This is a genomic window from Streptomyces sp. Ag109_O5-1, assembly GCF_003814875.1.
In the GTDB taxonomy this organism is placed as follows: Bacteria; Actinomycetota; Actinomycetes; order Streptomycetales; family Streptomycetaceae; genus Streptomyces; species Streptomyces sasae.
In genome coordinates this window covers 3,004,159-3,020,748 of the sequence record NZ_RKQF01000001.1, presented here as the reverse complement: position 1 = coordinate 3,020,748, position 16,590 = coordinate 3,004,159, and the positions used below count along the sequence as shown (strand labels likewise).

Below are 16,590 nucleotides of genomic sequence, written 5' to 3'. Positions count from 1 at the left end.
CGAAGTGGCCCCGGGGAACCTTCACTGCGGATTCGATCCGCGATCCGCATGCTCTGTGCCCCCGGTGAGTCTGCGGTGCACCGTCCGGCGCGCAAAGTCGGTGGCCGGGAGGTCTACTGGAAGTAGCGGAGGCGGGCTTGGGGGTGTCACTCAAGCGATGGCCGGGGCAGCGGGAGCGGTTCAGGGTGGCTCGGCCGGCCACCGTGATGAGGAGCGACCGTGGAACTGACCTTTCTCGACCCCGTGTACGCACGACCGGGCCCTTATGCCTGCGCCTACCTGGACACCTCGCGTGATGTCCGCGACCCGGAGGCGGCGATCAGGCTGCGGCGCCGGCATCTGCGTGAGGATCTGGCACAGCAGGGGGCCGACCATGCCACCGTGGCCGTTGTCGCCGATGTGGCGGGCACCGACCGGGAGGTTTCCGGGCGACACGGGCAGGCCATCTTCGCGAGCCACGGCCATCTGGCCCTGGTGGAGGAACTGCCCGCCCCGCCGGCGCACGACGCGGCCCGGTTCAGCGCGTTGCCCGATGTGATGCCGCTCGCGGTCCAGCACGCCCCGGACATCCCGTATACAGCCGCCGCCGTGCACCGCGTCGTACACCCGGAGACCGGCGCGCCGGAGGAACTGGAGGTGGACTTCCAGTCGGGGAGGTGGCCGAGCAGTACAGTCGCACCGGGACCGCGGCACCACCGCAGTGGTCCTTCGGCCCGGTGGCCGCACGGCGCCGCCGAGATCGCCCGTGAGCTGGCGGAACTGGTCCACCTCAGTCGCGCCGAGGTGATCGTGCTGGGCGGGGAGGCACGGGCGCGCAACGTCCTGGAGAGCCGCCTGCCCGACCCTTTGCGTGAGCGGGTGGTCACCGTCGCGGGGGACGGGCACACGGCCGGTGAGGGCCGGGCCCTGCTGGAGCAGGAGCTGAGCGATGTCTTCCGGGGCCGGATGAGCGAGCGGGACCGGGCTCGGGTGGAGTCGTTCCGGGCGCGGCGGCCCCAGCATGCCGACGCGGCCGAGGGCATGGCAGCGGTCGTGGCCGCGTTGCAGCGCTCTCAGGCAGGCGCACTGCTGCTGAACACGCCCGTCGATCTGCCCTTGCGGCTGTGGGCCGGCTCGGAGCCGACGCAGATCGCCCTGTCGTCCGCCGGCCTGGAGTCCTTCGGCGTTCTCGGCTTCCAGGAGGAGCCCCCCGGCGCGGCCTTGATCCGCGCGCTGGTCCGCACCGGCGCGGAGCTGGTGGTCGTGCCACGGGAGGAGTTGCCTCTGGAGGACGGGGTGGGGGTGCTCCTGCGGTACACCGACCCGGGGGTGCCGCTGTGATGCCCCCTCTCGCTCGGCCGGGGCTGCTGCGTGTGCTGCTCGGTGCTGGGAAGAGCCGGCCGGGTATGTCCGAGGGACCGGTGGTGGTGGGGACTGACGGCTCGGCCGGAGCTGCACGTGCCGCGCTGTGGGCGGCGCAGGAGGCCGCTCTTCGGCATCAGCCCCTGCACATCGTGTGCGCCGTCGACCTCGACCTGGCGGAGCGCCTGTCCGACGGAACCGCCCGGCGGGTCCGCGAGGCCGCCCGCTCCCTGCTGGCCGAGGCGGCGGCCGCGGCCGCCGACAGGGCACCCGACCTGGTGGTCACCACGGAGGTCGGCCGGGAACCCGTGGTGGACAGCCTGCTACGGGCCGCATCGGCAGTGCCGCATGCCAGGGACGCCGCGGTGACGATCGTCGTCGGTTCACGGGGGATGGGTGGTTTCTCCGCGATGCTGCTGGGCTCGGTCGCGCTGACGCAGGCCGGGCAGGCGAGGTGCCCGGTAGTCGTCGTGCGTGGTAGGGAGCGGCCGTCGAGCGGGGTGGTCGTGGTGGGCGTACGGGATGAGGGAGACCTCGGAGCGGTGTGCTTCGCCGGGGAGACGGCCAGGCGGCGGAAGGCGTCCTTGCGTCTGCTGAGTGCGTGGACCTACATCTGCTACGTCGGGAGCATGGCGCCCATGGCCGACGCGGTGCGGGGTGCCGTGGAGGCGAAGGCGGCGGCGAGCACGCGCGTGCTCGGCTCCGTCCAGGCCGAGTTCCCGGACCTCGAGGTGACCGAAGAGGTGGTGAGGGTCCCGTCGCGGATCTCGTCGTGTTGGGCGCACGCAGGCCCGCGCACCGCATAGGCCGTTCCCTGGGCCCGGTCACGCACGCCGTTCTGCAGTACGCGCACTGCCCGGTGGCTGTCGTCCCGCGGGGGTGACTTGTGCGAACCGGTCCCCCGGCCCTGGCACCCTCGGTCTTGATGGGGATCTCTGAGAACAAACGACCAGGGCCGCTCCTCGCCTCACTCGGTCCGCCGTTCAACGGAGTGGGGAGCTTCAGTGCCTGTGTCACATCTTCTTTCAACAGCTCAGGTGGTTCTGAAGATGGAGAGTGATCGGGTTTGCCGTTCGGTTCAGCGCCCGTGGGCGCTGAACCGAACGGCAGGCGGTTTGGGATATCAGTCGGCTGCCGGGAGGGGGGGGCTGGAACCGTCTCGGTCCGGCGGTTTCGTCGAAGGCGGCGCTAGGAGGGGCAGAGGGCGGTGGTCATCAGGGCGAGGGCGGCAGGGCTGGCGTCAGTGTCGGTGCCCCAGTCGGTCCAGTCCAGCGTGACTTGGCGGGTGCCGTCGAGTGTGTGGAAGGAAATGGTGCGGTAGCCGGGGGCGCCGCCGCCGTGGCCCACGATGGTGCCGCAGGGAAGGGTGGCCATCTCCAGGCCGAGACCCCAGCCGTCGCCGCTGGTGTCGGTGGTCATCTCGCGCAGCTCTGCCGGGCGCAGGAGGCCGCCGCTGAGCAGGGTACGGAAGAAGTGGTCGAGGTCGGCGGTGGTGGAGATGATCTCGCCAGCAGCACCGGCGATGGACATGTTGACGGTGGTGTAGTCGACCGGGACGAGTGTCCCGTCCGCTTTCTCCAGCGGTTCATAGCCATGGGAATGGGGCCCGGTGATGAAGGGGGAGGAGCCTGGCAGGCGGGTGTCCCGGAGCCCGAGTGGCTCGATGATGCGCTGGTCGATTTCGGCGCGGTAGGAGCGGCCGGTGACTCTTTCGACGATCATCCCGAGCACGATGTAATCCGTGTTGGAGTAATGGTGATCGGTGCCCGGCGGGAACAGCAGAGAGCGGTTGCCGTGGCCGTCCTTGACGGCACGTCCGACCAGCTCGGCGGGTGTCCAGGTGCGGAAGCGGTCACGGGGGGCGTCGCCATCGAGCAGTCCGTCGGTGTATTCGGGCAGGCCGCTGGCGTGCTGGAGCAGTTCCCGGACCGTGATGCGGTCGCCTCCGGGGGCGGGGACGAGGCCGGGGAGCCACCGCTCGGCGGTGTCGGACAGACGCAGCCGCCCCTCGCCCACCAGCTGGAGCACCACGGTGGCGGTGAACGTCTTGGTGAGGCTTCCGGCGCGGAAGCGGCCGTCGACGGGGGCGGGTCGGCGGCCGTTGAGCCTGGACGTGCCGCTGCTGCCGCGCCATACGGCGTCACCCTGGCGGACCTCGGCGACCGCGCCGATCGCTCCAGCTGCCCTCACCCGATCCAGCGCCGCCTGCAACCCAATTCCATCCGGCACCGCGGCGGGCGGCGCGGCGACCGCACCGCCTGCCCCGGAAACCAGCGCGCACACCGTCAGCAGCGCCAACGCCCCGAATCGTGAGCCCCTCATCGTTCTCCCGCCTCGTTCCCTGTGGTCCCCGTCGTCCTGGCGTGACGATGGTGCCGGTCCAGGTCAGTGCGACGGATCCACCCGCGGAACGAGGGGGTTTCCCGGAACGTCGACGCCTTCCGCCCGCACCTGATCCGGCTGCGCATCACCGAGCCGCTGCTCGCCTTCGAGCACGCGGCTGTCTGGCCCTGCCGCTCGGCGCTGGAGCAGCAGGACACCGGCGAGGTCTGGCGGCGTGCGCGTCCCGTCTTCGACTCCACGGTGGCCGGCCCCCATTTCGCCCAGATCTGCCGGGACTGGGTCATGGACTTCGCAGACCCGGCGGTCTTCGGCGCACACCCCGCGACGGCAGCCCACGGCTCACTCCCCGACCCGGCGCACCGTGGCGGCCCCGACGCGCAAGCGGAGGTCGTCGTACGCGGCCAGGCCGGTGCCCGTCCCGGCGCTCTGCTGTCGGTGGGAATGGCCCGCTGGGACGAGGTCATGGACCTGCACCGCCTGGAACACCTGCGGCACCTCCTCGACCTGCTCGCCTCCGGCGGCGAGGCGATCACCCACACTCGACCCGCCTGCTACAGCGGTGTCGGCTTCACCTCCGCGCTCCGCGCGGCCGAAGCCAACGGACATGTGGTGCTCGTCGACCTCGATCGGCTGTACCGGGGGCGGTAGCCCAGCAGCAGCCGCGAAGCGAGCGGTATCTGGTGGGTCGGAAGGCCTGGCCATGTCACCGCGGTGCGCCCGCGGATGCGGAGGGGGGACCTTGGATGGGTCGGGCCGCACCGTACCCCGTGCGGGGGCCGTTCGGCCCACGACATGGGAGAGGACGCAGTACACGATGTAGGGAAAGGCAAAGGGTTGATTTCCCTTTCTGCCCAATGCCATGGGAGCGCAGTGGGTTCGGAATGAGTTGGGAGGTGTCTGACGTGGCCGAACGCACATTCCCGGGTATCGAACAACACCCGGACATCCTTGCGCTGCGTGCCAGCTCCGAGCGGGCGACGACGACGGCGGCAGCGCAGATCATGGAGGGACTGGCCCTGCTGGCCGGTCTGTATCTGGCGGCATCGGCGTGGATCGTGGGTTTCCACACGACCCTGCCGACACTCGCCGTCACCAATCTGATCGCCGGCTTGGCATACGCGTTCTTCATGGGCGGTGGCTTCGGCTCCGCCTACGAGCGCACGCACGCGATGTGCTGGGCGGCGGCCGGAATCGGCGTGTGGACCGTCATCGCCCCGTTTGTCGTGTCCGGCACCAGGAGTTCGCACCCCGCCGCGGTGATCGTCAGCAACGCAGTGGTCGGCAGCCTCGCCGTCGTCTTCGCCGCGGGCACAGGGCTGCTGGCACTGAGGGTCAAGCGCCGGTCGTGACGATCCTCCCGTACCCCGGTGGGGCCAGGCGAGTCCGCTCGGCCCCACCACACGCGTGACGCCGAGTTCATGGGCTGCCAGGATTCAGCAGGTCAAGGGGCGCCCCGGTGCCGCGGGAACGTCACCGCCGCCTGGGTCCTCAGCCGTGCACTGGACCTTCTGCGGCGCCTTCCCGCATGGCGTCGCGAGGAACTCTTCCAGCGCGTGCAGTCGGACGACGAGGAACTCCCGAAGTGGGAAGAGGTCTCCAGGCGGTTGCGGGTGCCGCACCACCACGGCGTCATCAGTCAGTTCGAGGGCTACGACGACCTCGCCGAGCTGGGCGTGGGGTGCCGGACGACCGTGGGTCGTAGGCCACTGCGCGGCGCTCCGTACTCCTCTGCAATGTCCCGATAGCGTGCATGGTTTGAGTAATCCCTCGTCGCTCAGGAGCCGGGACGGAAAGGGGCAGCATGACGGCGGTGCTGATCGGACTGGCGGTCGGGACGGCCGCCGGGTGCTGTCGGGGCTCGTCGGCATCGGTGGCGGAGTCGTCATCGTCTCGGCACTGGTCCTGCTCGGGTTGACCGCCCCCGAGGCCAGCGGAACGTCGCTGGCCGCACTGCTGATCAAGTTCCTGATCTTCCCGACCAGCGCACACGAGGGCGCGCCTCGTTGATGCGACGGCGACGAAGCGCGCCCGTCCGTCGGCTCCCGCCCGCCGACTTGTAGCCGGCCGCGAGCCAGGGCCGGCCATGACCGGATAGACCTCATCAGGGCCATTCGGCCCCTGCCACTCGGGAGCGGCCGCGTTGAGGCTGGTAGACGGGGTTCGGTGCTGATCGAAGGGCGTGGGATCGGTGATCACACGAGTGCGGATGCCGCACCGGCATCTGACGCCGCCCGCCAAGCCCGGGCCGCCGCGCGAACCGCGCAGGCCCTCGTCCGGGCAACCGCAGCCGCTCGGCGGACGGTGGATGTTCTGGTGGATCCTGATGACGGTCCTCATCGTCCTGCTGCTCTCGCGCGCCCGGTCCGGGCCACATGCGACTTCACTGTCCTACAGCGACTTCGTCGGCAAGGTGGGCGCCAGTCAGGTGCAGCTGGTAGACATCAACGACAAGGGCGCGGTCAGCGGCACTCTGAAGGACGGCACGAAGTTCACCGCCCAGATCCCCACCGCGCTGGGCACCGGGGCCCAGCTCCAGCAGCAGCTGACCTCCCACCACGTGAAGATCACCGCCAGCCAGAGCAGCAGCGGCGGCTCGGCATGGTCGTCCGTGCTCTTCTCGTTTCTGCCGTTCCTGCTGCTGATCGGCTTCTTCGTGTGGATGGGACGCCGGGCTGCAGGGTCGGTGACCGGCGGGCTGAGCGCGATCGGACGCTCGCGGGCGAAGATCATCGAGGCGGAGCGGCCCACCACCAGGTTCGACGACATCGCCGGCTATGACGGGGTCAAGCAGGAGATCAGCGAGGTCGTCGACTTTCTGCGCAACCCCGGCCGGTACACGGCCGCGGGTGCCAAGGGACCCCGTGGCGTGATCATGGTGGGGCCGCCTGGGACCGGCAAGACGCTCTTCGCGCGGGCGGTCGCCGGCGAGGCGGAGGTGCCGTTCCTGTCGGTGACCGGCTCCGCGTTCGTGGAGATGTTCGTCGGGGTCGGCGCCTCCCGGGTGCGCGACCTGTTCGGCGACGCCCGCAAACGGGCTCCGTCGATCGTCTTCATCGACGAGATCGACGCGCTCGGATCGCGTCGCGGCGGCGGGGCCCGGCTGGGCGGCAACGACGAGCGCGAGCAGACCCTGAACCAGTTGCTGTCCGAGATGGACGGCTTCGACCAGTCCAGTGGCATCGTCGTCCTCGCCGCCACCAACCGGCCCGAGGCCCTCGACCCGGCCCTGCTGCGCCCCGGGCGCTTCGACCGCCAGGTCACCGTGCCCCTGCCCAACCAGGCCGAGCGGGCCGCGATCCTCGCCGTCCACGCCCGTGACAAGTTCCTGGCTCCGAATGTCGACATGGACGCCGTGGCGCGCGCCACGCCCGGGTTCTCCGGCGCGGATCTCGCCAACCTGGTCAACGAAGGCGCCATCAACGCCGTACGGAACGACCGCACCCGGATCGAGCCGCATGACCTGGACGCCGCCCGCGATCGTGTGCTGCTGGGACGCCGGGAGTCCTCCAACGCGCTGCTGCCCGAGGAGCGCCGCTCGGTGGCCGTCCACGAATCGGGCCACGCCCTGGTCGCGGCGTTGTGCGAACACGCCGACCCGGTGGCGAAGGTCACTATCCTGCCGGCCGGCGTCACCCTCGGCGTCACCGAGCAACTCCCCGAGGCGGAGCGCCACTTGTACAGCGAGAGTTACATGATCGACCTTCTGGCGGTGCGCCTGGGCGGGCGCGCGGCCGAACTCGTGGTCTTCGGCGAGGGATCGACAGGAGCCGCCAACGACCTGGCCGGAGCCACCCAGATCGCCACCCGTATGGTCCGCGAGTTCGGCCTCTCTCCCGAACTCGGCCCGATCGGCTACGCCTCCTCCCACCCGCACTACCTCGGCGAGACCACCGACGAGCCCGGCCGGCCACCGTACTCGGAGCAGACTCAGCGCATCGTCGACGAGGAGGTCGCGCGTCTGCTGCGCCAGGCCCAACAGCGCGCGGTCGCTCTGCTGCGCGGCCACCGGCCCGCCCTGGAACGCCTGGCCGAACGGCTCGTCACCCACGAGACCGTCGACGGCTCCGTCGTCCTCGACGTCCTGCGCCAGGAACGCAGCCAGGCGGACGGGGGAGGCAAGGACCATGCCGGAGTTCGCGCCCCGCCTCGCTGATCGTCAGCAGCACGGTGGTCGGCGGCCTTGCCATCATCTTCGCCGCTGGCAAGGGGCTGCTGGCGCGCTGAAGGTCAAGCGCCGGTCGCTGAGGGCGCCGCAGCAGAGAACCGGCGGGCGGACCTCCACATGGTGGACGCACCCGAGGGGGGTGCATCGGCATGAGAGCTGCTTGCTCCGGTTTCCTGGAAGGCGACGGGCCAACGTGTGCCATCGGTGGATACTGTCTCTGAGACGGTTCCGTCATGCCAGGCATGGGGCCGGGTAGGAAAGTAAGCAGCCGCCAAAGTAGCCAGCGAGCCGGTCGTCCCGCATGTTTACCCAGGTGGTAGCGCCGCGGTGATTCTCCCTGATGTACGAGACCGGGTGGACGACCTGGATCCAGTTCGCCGTCTTCCTGGTCGTGGGCCTGCTGGTCTACCTCGGCTACGGACGCCGGAACTCCACGCTGGCCACCGCCGCAGTGACTACGCCGGACGCCACTGACGCGGTACTGCAGGAAGCCTGAACCACACCGCCTTGCCGGACTCGGTGGGGCGGTGGCCGCAGGACGAACTCAGGGCGCGGATCAGCAGCAGTCCGCGCCCGCCCTCCTGCCAGGGGTCCGGCGGCTCGATCGTGGGCCGGGTCAGAGGGGCCGGCGGGGCCGGGTCGGGGTCGTGCACCTCGACCTTGCAGCCGCCCGGCATCAGCTCGACGACCAGCTCTATCGGCCCCCGGCCGGCGGTGTGCTCCACGGCGTTGGCCACCAGCTCCGCCGTGAGCAGCTCCGCGGTTTCGGCGTCCGCCGCGTGGTCCGCCTCCTCCATCGCCGAACGCACCAGGGCACGGGCGACCGGCACGGCCGCGACGGTGTGCGGCAGCGCGATGCGCCAGGAGGCGGAGGAGGAAGGTGGTTCGTACACGGCTGGTCCGTTCATGGAGCAGGCGATCACTGCTTGTCCTGCTTTCAACTGTAGGAATGGTACGGGTCCCGTTCCGGGAGCTGTCGGCGGGCCCCGGTGCGGGACCTTCGGCCCGGTAACGAGTGGCTACCCCGCCCGCCGGGCCGTCTCGCACATCCGGCTCCACTGTTACCGCGTTATTGACACGCCGTGACCTTGTGACGGCCCCCCGGCGCCGGGACTGCGGCGAACACGACGGAGCCCCCGGCGTCCTCGCCAGGGGCTCCTCGGTGTTTTCGCAGGTCAGGCCAGGTCGACCAGCCCCGCGGTCAGCGTCGCGCCGTCCGCCGGGTCGATCAGGATGAACGCGCCGGTACGACGGGAGACCGCGTAGGCGTCCAGAGGCAGCGGCTCGGCGCTGCGCAGGGTGATCCGGCCCAGGTCGTTGGCGGTCAGCTCGGTCGCGCCCGCCAGGTCCCGGACGATCGCCTTGACGGTCCGGGTGGTGTGCTTGAGCAGCACCCGGTCGCCGACCCTGAGCGGCCGGTCGGCCAGATGGCACACGGCCGCCGTGACGTCCTGGGTGAGGGCGGGCACCTCCGGCCCGGCGGTGATCATGTCGCCGCGCGAGACGTCCCGCTGGTCGGCCAGGCGGATCCCGATGGACTGCGGGGCGTGGGCCGCGGCGGCCTCGGTGCCGAGCACGTCGATCGCCGTGATCTCGGAGCTCGCCCCGGACGGGTGGACGGTGACCCGGTCGCCGACCCGCAGCGAGCCCGAGACCAGCTGGCCCGCGTAGTGGCGGATGTCACCGTGCCGGATGACGTACTGGACCGGGAAACGGGCCGGGGCGTCGGCCGCGTCCGCCGCGACCGGGACGTTCTCCAGGAACTCCAGGAGCGCCGGGCCGTCGTACCAGTCCATGTTCGTGGAACGGTCGACGACGTTGTCCCCGACCAGCGCGGAGACCGGGATCGCGGTGACCTCGGGGAGCCCCAGCTCGGCGGTCTGGGCGGTGAAGTCGGCGACGATCCGCTCGAACTCCGCCCGCTCGTAGCCGACCAGGTCCATCTTGTTGACGGCGAGGACGACCTGCGGGACCCGGAGCAGGGCGGCCACGGCCGCGTGCCGGCGGGTCTGCTCGACGACCCCGTTGCGGGCGTCGATCAGGACGATCGCCAGTTCGGCGGTGGAGGCGCCGGTCACCATGTTGCGGGTGTACTGCACATGGCCGGGTGTGTCGGCGAGGATGAACCGGCGCTTCGGGGTCGCGAAGTAGCGGTAGGCCACGTCGATGGTGATGCCCTGCTCGCGCTCGGCGCGCAGCCCGTCGGTGAGGAGGGCCAGGTCGGGTGCGTCCTTGCCACGGCTGAGGGAGGCCTGCTCGACCGCCTCCAGCTGGTCGGCGAGGACCGACTTGGAGTCGTGCAGCAGCCGTCCGACGAGGGTGGACTTGCCGTCGTCGACCGAACCGGCGGTCGCGAACCGCAGGGTGTCGATGGTCGTGCTCATGCTTAGAAGTACCCCTCGCGCTTGCGGTCTTCCATCGCGGCCTCGGAGAGCTTGTCGTCGGCACGCGTGGCGCCGCGCTCGGTGAGCCGGGAGGCGGCGATCTCGGCGATCACCTTCTCGATGCTGTCGGCGTCGGAGTCGACGGCACCCGTGCAGGACATGTCGCCGACGGTCCGGTAGCGCACCTGGCGCTTCTCGACGGTCTCGTTCTCGCGGGGCCCGCCCCACTCGCCGGCGGTCAGCCACATCCCGCCGCGCAGGAACACCTCGCGGTGGTGGGCGTAGTAGATCTCCGGCAGCTCGATCTCCTCGCGGGCGACGTACTGCCAGACGTCGAGTTCGGTCCAGTTGGAGAGCGGGAACACGCGGACGTGTTCGCCGGGGGCGTGCCGGCCGTTGTAGAGGTTCCACAGCTCGGGGCGCTGGCGGCGCGGGTCCCACTGGGAGAACTCGTCGCGCAGCGAGAACACCCGCTCCTTGGCGCGGGCCTTCTCCTCGTCGCGCCGGCCGCCGCCGAAGACCGCGTCGAACTTCTCGCTCTGGATCTTCTCCGTCAGGGGCAGCGTCTGCAGCGGGTTGCGGGTCCCGTCGGGACGCTCGCGCAGCACACCCCGGTCGATGTAGTCCTGCACGGAGGCCACGTGCAGCCGCAGTCCGTGCTGCTCGACCGTGCGGTCCCGGTAGGCGAGGACCTCGGGGAAGTTGTGCCCGGTGTCGACGTTGAGCAGGGAGAAGGGGACCGGCGCGGGGGCGAAGGCCTTGAGTGCCAGGTGCAGCATGACGATGGAGTCCTTGCCGCCGGAGAACAGGATCACCGGCCGCTCGAACTCGCCCGCCACCTCACGGAAGATGTGGACCGCCTCGGACTCCAGCGAGTCCAGATGGGACAGCGTGAAGGTGCTCATGCCAGCCCCCGCTCCACCAGCAGCGCGTGCACCGCGTCCGCCGACTCCTGGGGGGTCTGGTGCTCGGTGTGCAGCACCAGCGCCGGGTCGGCGGGCGGCTCGTACGGGTCGTCGACACCGGTCAGCCCGGTCAGCTGCCCCGCGGCCTGCCTGGCGTACAGGCCCTTCACATCCCGCTCGCTGCACACCTCGACCGGGGTCGCCACATGCACCTCCAGGTACGGCGTCCCGCTCTTCTCGTGCCGGGTGCGCACCGCCTCGCGGCTGTCCGCGTAGGGGGCGATGACCGGGACCACGGAGAGCACTCCGTTGCGCGCGAGCACCTCGGAGACCAGCCCGATGCGCTGGACGTTGGTGTTCCGGTCCTCCCGTGAGAAACCGAGGCCGGCCGAGAGGAAACGGCGTATCTCGTCGCCGTCGAGGACCTCCACGCGATGTCCCCGGGCCTTCAGCCGGTCGCCGAGGAGGCGGGCGATCGTCGTCTTGCCCGCGCTCGGCAGCCCCGTCAGCCAGACCGTGGCGCCCTGGGCCCTTGGCGTGGTGGTCATGCGCAACGGACCTCTTCCTTACCTGCTCGTCCAACTCGCGTACGACCCGTCGAAGGGTAGGTAAGAAGTCTGAGAGGAGTGGTTAAGGAAGCTGAGGTTTGACTGAGTGACTCCTGGTGGGCAAGGGTTCACTCGGTCGTGTAATGAACATTTCACAAAAGGCCGCCCGTTCACAGCCGGGTTCACAGGCCGACGAAGGCGCCGCCCGCGTCCCGCAGCCGCTCGTGCAGTGCCAGGAAGACGGCGGCCGAGCGGGTGCCCGGCCAGTCGGCTGGCAGCAGGCTCGTCGGCAGTCCGGGGTCGGTGTACGGCAGATGGCGCCAGGAGTCGAGCGCCAGGAGATAGTCGCGGTAGGCGTCCTCCGGCGGGGTGTCCGGCCGGTGCTCCCAGCCGCGCAGCACCGGCTCGTGGGCGTCGAGGAACTGCTCGTGCGCCTTGGCGATGGCCGTCAGGTCCCACCAACGGGCGACCGCCTCGACGGTGGGCGCGAAGCCGAGGTGGTCACCGCGGAAGAAGTCCACGTACGGATCGAGGCCGAGCCGGCGCAGGGTGTGCCGGGTCTCCTCGAACAGCCGGGCCGGGGCGATCCACACCCCCGGCGCGGCCGTGCCGAAGCCGAGTCCGGCCAGCCGCGAGCGCAGCACATGCCGCTTCTGCCGCTCCGACTCGGGCACCGAGAACACCGCGAGCACCCAGCCCTCGTCCTCCGGCGGCGCCGCCGCGTACACCCGGCGGTCGCCGTCGTCGAGCAACTGCCGTGCCTCCGCGGAGAGCTCGTACCCGGCCGCGCCCTGTGCGGTGCGGGCCGGCGCCAGCAGCCCGCGGCGTTTGAGCCGGGACACCGACGACCGTACGGAGGGGGCGTCCACGCCGACGGCGGCCAGCAGCCGGATCAGCTCGGCGACGGGCACCGGGCCGGGCAGGAAGCGGCCGTACGCACCGTAGAGCGTGACGATGAGGGACCTCGGGGCGTGTTGCTCGGACACGTTGATCATTTTAGGTCCCCGGCATCGCTGCTGGTCACCTTCGGTACCCGGCTGAATGCGAGTCAGGACCGTGAGGCCCGCCCCCATGCGGCGACCAGCGCCGGTGCGAGGTCCGTGAAAGCGGGGTCCGCGAAGCAGACGAGCCCCGCGTCGACGGCGGTGACCGGGGCGCGGTGGACGCGCGGTCCGATGCCGGTGGGGGCATCCCGCCTTTGTACCGGCGGCCCGAACCGGGTCCCCGCGACTCGCCCGGAACCGGGTCGGGCGGTCCGGGTGGTTCAGGCGGCGGTGAGTCGGCCGGCCGGGTCGCGGTGTGGCGGGACTCGCCCGGCACCCGGTCGGGTGGATCGGGTGGTCCGGGTGGTTCAGGCGGCGACGGTGAGTCGGGCGGTCGGGGCGCGGTGCGGTGGGACCACGCTGCCGTCGGCGTGCAGCTCGCCCGTGTCGTCGAAGACGATCGCCCCGTCGCACAGCAGGGTCCAGCCCTGCTCCGGGTGGGCGGCGACGATGTGCGGAAGGCCGAGGTCGGCCGTCGCGCTCTGGAGCTGGTGTGAACACATGGCGCACCTCCACGGGTTGCCTGCGGCGTGTTCGCCGGGAGCCATGCACAGACCATGCTCCCGCCGTGAACGCATGGGAACCGCTCACCGTGACCTGTGACAACACGCGGACAACTCCCGGACGCTCCCACGACGGTGGCCGCGCCTCCGGGGCACCGCCGCCGGTTTCGGCGCGCCGGGACGCGCCACCGAAGGGGTGACGGTCACGCGTCGTACCTCGGCCGCCCGGTATCCAGGGCTTGCCCCACCCCCCGATCAGGGAAGGAAGTCATGCCCGTACGCCCCGCCCTCGCCGCGGCCCTCGGTTCCGTCGCGCTGCTGTGCGCCGCCGTCGCCCCCGCGACCGCCTCCTCCTCCGAGTCCGTCACCGTCGACCCGACCGGCCGTCTCTCCTCCGACGGTACGGTCACCCTCTCCGGCACCTACACCTGCACCGGTGCCATGGGCCCGGTGTTCATCAGCTCCTCGGTCAGCCAGGAGTCGTCGAGCTACCGGCACGGCATCGGCGGCACCCGGGCCGTGTGCGACGGCTCCGAGCACCACTGGGAGAACACCGGCAGGGTCACCTCGGAGAAGCTCAAGCGCGGCGCGGCCCATGTCGAGGCCACGATCATGGAGCTGCGCCCCGAAGGCGGCCTGCCGCTGCCGTTCTTCCACGCCACCGCACAGCAGGACATCACCCTCGTCAAGGGCTGACGCGCATGCCCGAGCGGCCCGGTACCCCAGGGGTGCCGGGCCGCTCGGGCATGCTGCCGGGGGCTCAGGCGCCGTGCGACATCGTGTCGTCCGAGCACACCAGATGGATGGTCAGGTCGGCGGGTCCGGGCTCGTGCATCCCGGGCCCGCCGTCCCGCGAGCCCTTCCGCCGGGCCAGGTCCTTGTGCACGGCGACGATCCAGCCGGTGGCGTTGTCGTTGGGGCGGTCCGCCAGGACGTCGGTCGGCTCCGGGCCGAGCCGGGTGCCGCGCGGGGCGGTGATCTCGAAGCCGCCGCCGTAGACGTGCTGCATCGCCGGGCAGAACACCTGGTGCGGCCTGCCGTCGGCGCCGCCACGGATGAGTTCACCGGCGATGTGCTGGGGCGGCTGCGGCGGGTCGCTCACGGCGACGGCCGGGGCGGTGGCGGCGGCGCCGAACAGGGCGGCGACCAGGGACGCGACCAGGGCGGCACAGGTCACGGAGGTCTTTCCGGGGGTCGTTCCAGGCATGCGGTGGCTCCCAGGAGGGGCGGGGGACGGGTTTCCGACCATTGCAGCCGTCACGGGCAGTGACGAAACGACGGACACGCAGCGTTACACCCCATCGGGGCAAAGCGGTCAATCTTTCGAGCCGACGAACAACAGGGCGAACCTCGATCGCAACACTGTGTGATTTACTGCTCGCGTTCCGTCACTCTCCGTGAGGAGTTCCATGTCCCCCGTGACCCCCCTGTCCCGTAGATCCCGGCTGCCCCGTGGGCGATGGACGTTCGCGGCAGGCTGCGCCGCGGTCGTCCTGTCCGTCGCTGCCCCCGCCGTGTTCGCCCTCACCCCGGCGGCGGCACACACCGCCGATCCCCACCACCCGGGCGGCGTGCACATCACCCGTGAGCAGCTCGCCAAGGAGGTCCGCCCCGAGGAGGTCAAGGCCCTCGGCCAGGCCCGCGCGGAGGCACTGGCCCGGGACCGGATCGGGCTGCGCGCGGTCGACGCCGGGTATCCGCAGCCGTTGCGGACGCGCATGCTGAACGAGCACGCCACCTCGCAGGCCGAGGCGAACAAGGCCTTCACGCCGAGCCAGTCGGGCGCGTTCAACCAGTACTTCTCCAGCCCCGACTACGGCGACCACGTGGCCCTGCTGCCCACCGGCAAGGTGCTGCTGTTCTCCTTCGAGGCCGTCGAGACCAGCCCCAACAAGGAGACCGCGCCCACCGAGGTCATCGGCAGCGCCAACGCGGGCCGCGCCTACCTCTGGGACCCGGCCAAGGGCTACGGCAAGGACGCCTTCACCAAGGTGACGCCGCCCGTGGTCGCCATCGACGACGGCCTGAACGAGGACCGCCCCGCGCCCGTCTTCTGCGCCGGGCACGCCTATCTGCCCAACGGCATGGTCGGTGTCTTCGGCGGCAACCTCGGCGGCAACCACGGCACCGGGGCCCACCTCGCCCTGGTCTTCGACCCCTGGAAGGAGACCTGGTACCGCGAGCAGGACATGGCCGAGGGCCGCTGGTACCCCTCGGTCGTCACCGGCTCCGACGGCCGGCAGTTCATCACCTCCGGCCACGGCGACATCGGCTGGGGCAAGCTCTCCAAGTCGATCGAGCAGTTCCCGGCCAGCGGCAAGGACGTGGCGTACGACCCCGCGACCACGCCCCAGGGGCAGTCGCTGGAGAAGTGGCAGTCGACCAAGGCCGACTACTCGACCGACTACCCGCACCTGTTCTCCCTGCGGGACGGGAAGATCTACGGCTTCGGACGGAACTTCGACGAGCAGTACGTCTTCGACACGGACGCCAAGACCGAGCAGCCGCTGCGCAGCCGCCCGGACGGCGGCATGCGCAACTACGGCTCCGCGGTGGCCCTGCCCAACCCCGCCCCCGGCGCCGGCCCCGACTCGGTGCTGATCCTCGGCGGCGACCGCAACAACCCGAAGACCTACAAGTTCTCGAACGGCACCTGGAGCGAGGACACCTCGCGCGCCTTCGGCCGTACCCAGGACGACACGCTGATCCTCCCCGACGGCCGGCTCCTCACCGTCAACGGCGGCTTCGACATCCGCGACTACGGCAACGGCCAGTACAACCCCAACGCCGACGACAAGTGGCGCAACACCGAGATCCGCGGTGCCGACGGCGCCTGGCGGCCCGGCCCCCAGCAGCGGCTGCCGCGCGGCTACCACTCCAACGCCGTCCTGCTGCCCGACGGCCGCATCATGATCACCGGCGACGAGCTCCAGGAGATCGCCAACAACCCCGACATCAAGTCCGGGATGAACGGCAGCATCGAGATCTACGAGCCGCCGTACCTGCACCAGGGCGGTACCCGGCCCGACCTGGCCCATGTGCCGCGCGGCCCGGTGGGCTACGGCGCCACCTTCGACGTCGACTCGTTCACGCCGGACGACATCGACAAGGCCGTGCTGATGGCGCCCATCACCTCCACCCACTCGGTGGACACCAGCCAGCGCCGCATCCAGCTCGACATCACCAGGCGGGCCGGCAACACGCTGCGGCTGCGGGCCCCGCAGACCGCCAAGGACGCCCCTCCCGGCTACTACCTGCTCTTCCTCCTCGACGACCGGGGCGTGCCCAGCAAGGCCCAGTGGGTGCGGCTCACCCCCAACACCTGACCGCGCTCCCGCCGTCCCCGTCCCCACCTCAC

At 71.0% G+C, this 16,590-nt stretch carries 17 protein-coding genes and 2 pseudogenes; 11 read left to right on the top strand and 8 right to left on the bottom strand.

Annotated elements, in window-relative coordinates; all coding sequences use genetic code 11:
- The first annotated feature begins 219 nt into the window (after nt 1-219).
- From EDD90_RS13450 to EDD90_RS57220, 3 genes are read left to right on the top strand one after another with little or no spacing between them, the layout of a single operon-like run.
- Nucleotides 220-1,320, top strand: coding sequence for a hypothetical protein (locus EDD90_RS13450; RefSeq protein WP_123973241.1), 1,101 nt, complete (start codon nt 220-222; stop codon nt 1,318-1,320).
- The gene (locus EDD90_RS57225; RefSeq protein WP_260327839.1) at nt 1,320-2,147 is read left to right on the top strand and encodes a universal stress protein; all 828 of its coding nucleotides are present in this window, start codon (nt 1,320-1,322) and stop codon (nt 2,145-2,147) included. Before EDD90_RS13450 ends, EDD90_RS57225 begins: the two co-directional genes overlap by 1 nt.
- Nucleotides 2,114-2,224, top strand: coding sequence for a universal stress protein (locus EDD90_RS57220; protein WP_260327838.1), 111 nt, complete (start codon nt 2,114-2,116; stop codon nt 2,222-2,224). Before EDD90_RS57225 ends, EDD90_RS57220 begins: the two co-directional genes overlap by 34 nt.
- A 305-nt stretch (nt 2,225-2,529) precedes the next feature.
- On the opposite strand, the gene EDD90_RS13440 is transcribed toward EDD90_RS57220, so the two are convergent.
- Nucleotides 2,530-3,663, bottom strand: a complete 1,134-nt coding sequence (locus tag EDD90_RS13440; RefSeq protein WP_123973239.1) for a serine hydrolase — start codon at nt 3,661-3,663, stop codon at nt 2,530-2,532.
- Nucleotides 3,664-3,729: 66 nt separating this feature from the next.
- Between EDD90_RS13440 and EDD90_RS13435 the strand changes: the two genes are divergently transcribed.
- The 6 genes and pseudogenes from EDD90_RS13435 to EDD90_RS13410 all read left to right on the top strand — a co-directional run.
- Nucleotides 3,730-4,332, top strand: coding sequence for a hypothetical protein (locus EDD90_RS13435; protein ID WP_123973238.1), 603 nt, complete (start codon nt 3,730-3,732; stop codon nt 4,330-4,332).
- 254 nt (nt 4,333-4,586) lie between these two features.
- Nucleotides 4,587-5,033, top strand: a complete 447-nt coding sequence (locus tag EDD90_RS13430) for an SPW repeat protein (RefSeq protein ID WP_260327837.1) — start codon at nt 4,587-4,589, stop codon at nt 5,031-5,033.
- A 117-nt stretch (nt 5,034-5,150) separates the two neighbouring features.
- A pseudogene (locus EDD90_RS13425) lies at nt 5,151-5,354 on the top strand (hypothetical protein); the annotation flags it as partial.
- A 175-nt stretch (nt 5,355-5,529) separates the two neighbouring features.
- Nucleotides 5,530-5,691 carry a hypothetical protein gene (locus tag EDD90_RS13420; RefSeq protein ID WP_185149068.1) on the top strand — a complete coding sequence of 54 codons (162 nt, stop codon included), beginning with the start codon at nt 5,530-5,532 and terminating at the stop codon, nt 5,689-5,691.
- 181 nt (nt 5,692-5,872) lie between these two features.
- Nucleotides 5,873-7,837 carry an ATP-dependent zinc metalloprotease FtsH gene (gene ftsH / locus EDD90_RS13415; protein WP_123973236.1) on the top strand — a complete coding sequence of 655 codons (1,965 nt, stop codon included), beginning with the start codon at nt 5,873-5,875 and terminating at the stop codon, nt 7,835-7,837.
- Nucleotides 7,838-8,186: 349 nt separating this feature from the next.
- A pseudogene (locus tag EDD90_RS13410) lies at nt 8,187-8,345 on the top strand (amino acid permease C-terminal domain-containing protein); the annotation flags it as partial.
- On the opposite strand, the gene EDD90_RS13405 reads toward EDD90_RS13410, so the two are convergent.
- From EDD90_RS13405 to EDD90_RS13375, 6 genes are all read right to left on the bottom strand, one after another.
- Nucleotides 8,305-8,757, bottom strand: a complete 453-nt coding sequence (locus EDD90_RS13405; RefSeq protein WP_123973234.1) for an ATP-binding protein — start codon at nt 8,755-8,757, stop codon at nt 8,305-8,307. The pseudogene EDD90_RS13410 and the gene EDD90_RS13405 sit on opposite strands and share 41 nt — an antisense overlap.
- A 267-nt stretch (nt 8,758-9,024) precedes the next feature.
- Complete coding sequence (locus EDD90_RS13400; RefSeq protein ID WP_123973233.1) at nt 9,025-10,233, bottom strand: sulfate adenylyltransferase subunit 1; 1,209 nt, start codon at nt 10,231-10,233, stop codon at nt 9,025-9,027.
- A gap of 2 nt (nt 10,234-10,235) precedes the next feature.
- Nucleotides 10,236-11,138, bottom strand: coding sequence for a sulfate adenylyltransferase subunit CysD (gene cysD, locus EDD90_RS13395; protein WP_123973232.1), 903 nt, complete (start codon nt 11,136-11,138; stop codon nt 10,236-10,238).
- Complete coding sequence (gene cysC / locus EDD90_RS13390) at nt 11,135-11,686, bottom strand: adenylyl-sulfate kinase (RefSeq protein WP_123973231.1); 552 nt, start codon at nt 11,684-11,686, stop codon at nt 11,135-11,137. The genes cysD and cysC overlap by 4 nt, the downstream gene beginning before the upstream one ends.
- A 182-nt stretch (nt 11,687-11,868) precedes the next feature.
- A complete protein-coding gene (locus EDD90_RS13385) occupies nt 11,869-12,681 on the bottom strand; it encodes a PaaX family transcriptional regulator C-terminal domain-containing protein (protein WP_123973230.1) in 813 nt (270 codons plus the stop codon).
- A 356-nt stretch (nt 12,682-13,037) separates the two neighbouring features.
- A complete protein-coding gene (locus tag EDD90_RS13375) occupies nt 13,038-13,232 on the bottom strand; it encodes a DUF5999 family protein (RefSeq protein WP_123973229.1) in 195 nt (64 codons plus the stop codon).
- A gap of 270 nt (nt 13,233-13,502) precedes the next feature.
- Here EDD90_RS13375 and EDD90_RS13370 point away from each other — a divergent pair, with 270 nt between their 5' ends.
- Nucleotides 13,503-13,928 (top strand): DUF6299 family protein, encoded by a 426-nt coding sequence (locus EDD90_RS13370; protein ID WP_123973228.1) that lies wholly within the window; start codon nt 13,503-13,505, stop codon nt 13,926-13,928.
- Between the two features lie 64 nt (nt 13,929-13,992).
- Here the strand turns inward: EDD90_RS13370 and EDD90_RS13365 are convergent, their stop codons facing one another.
- Nucleotides 13,993-14,439 (bottom strand): hypothetical protein, encoded by a 447-nt coding sequence (locus tag EDD90_RS13365; protein ID WP_123973227.1) that lies wholly within the window; start codon nt 14,437-14,439, stop codon nt 13,993-13,995.
- A 202-nt stretch (nt 14,440-14,641) separates the two neighbouring features.
- Between EDD90_RS13365 and EDD90_RS13360 the strand changes: the two genes are divergently transcribed.
- Nucleotides 14,642-16,558, top strand: a complete 1,917-nt coding sequence (locus EDD90_RS13360; protein ID WP_123973226.1) for a galactose oxidase early set domain-containing protein — start codon at nt 14,642-14,644, stop codon at nt 16,556-16,558.
- The last annotated feature ends 32 nt before the right edge of the window (nt 16,559-16,590 follow it).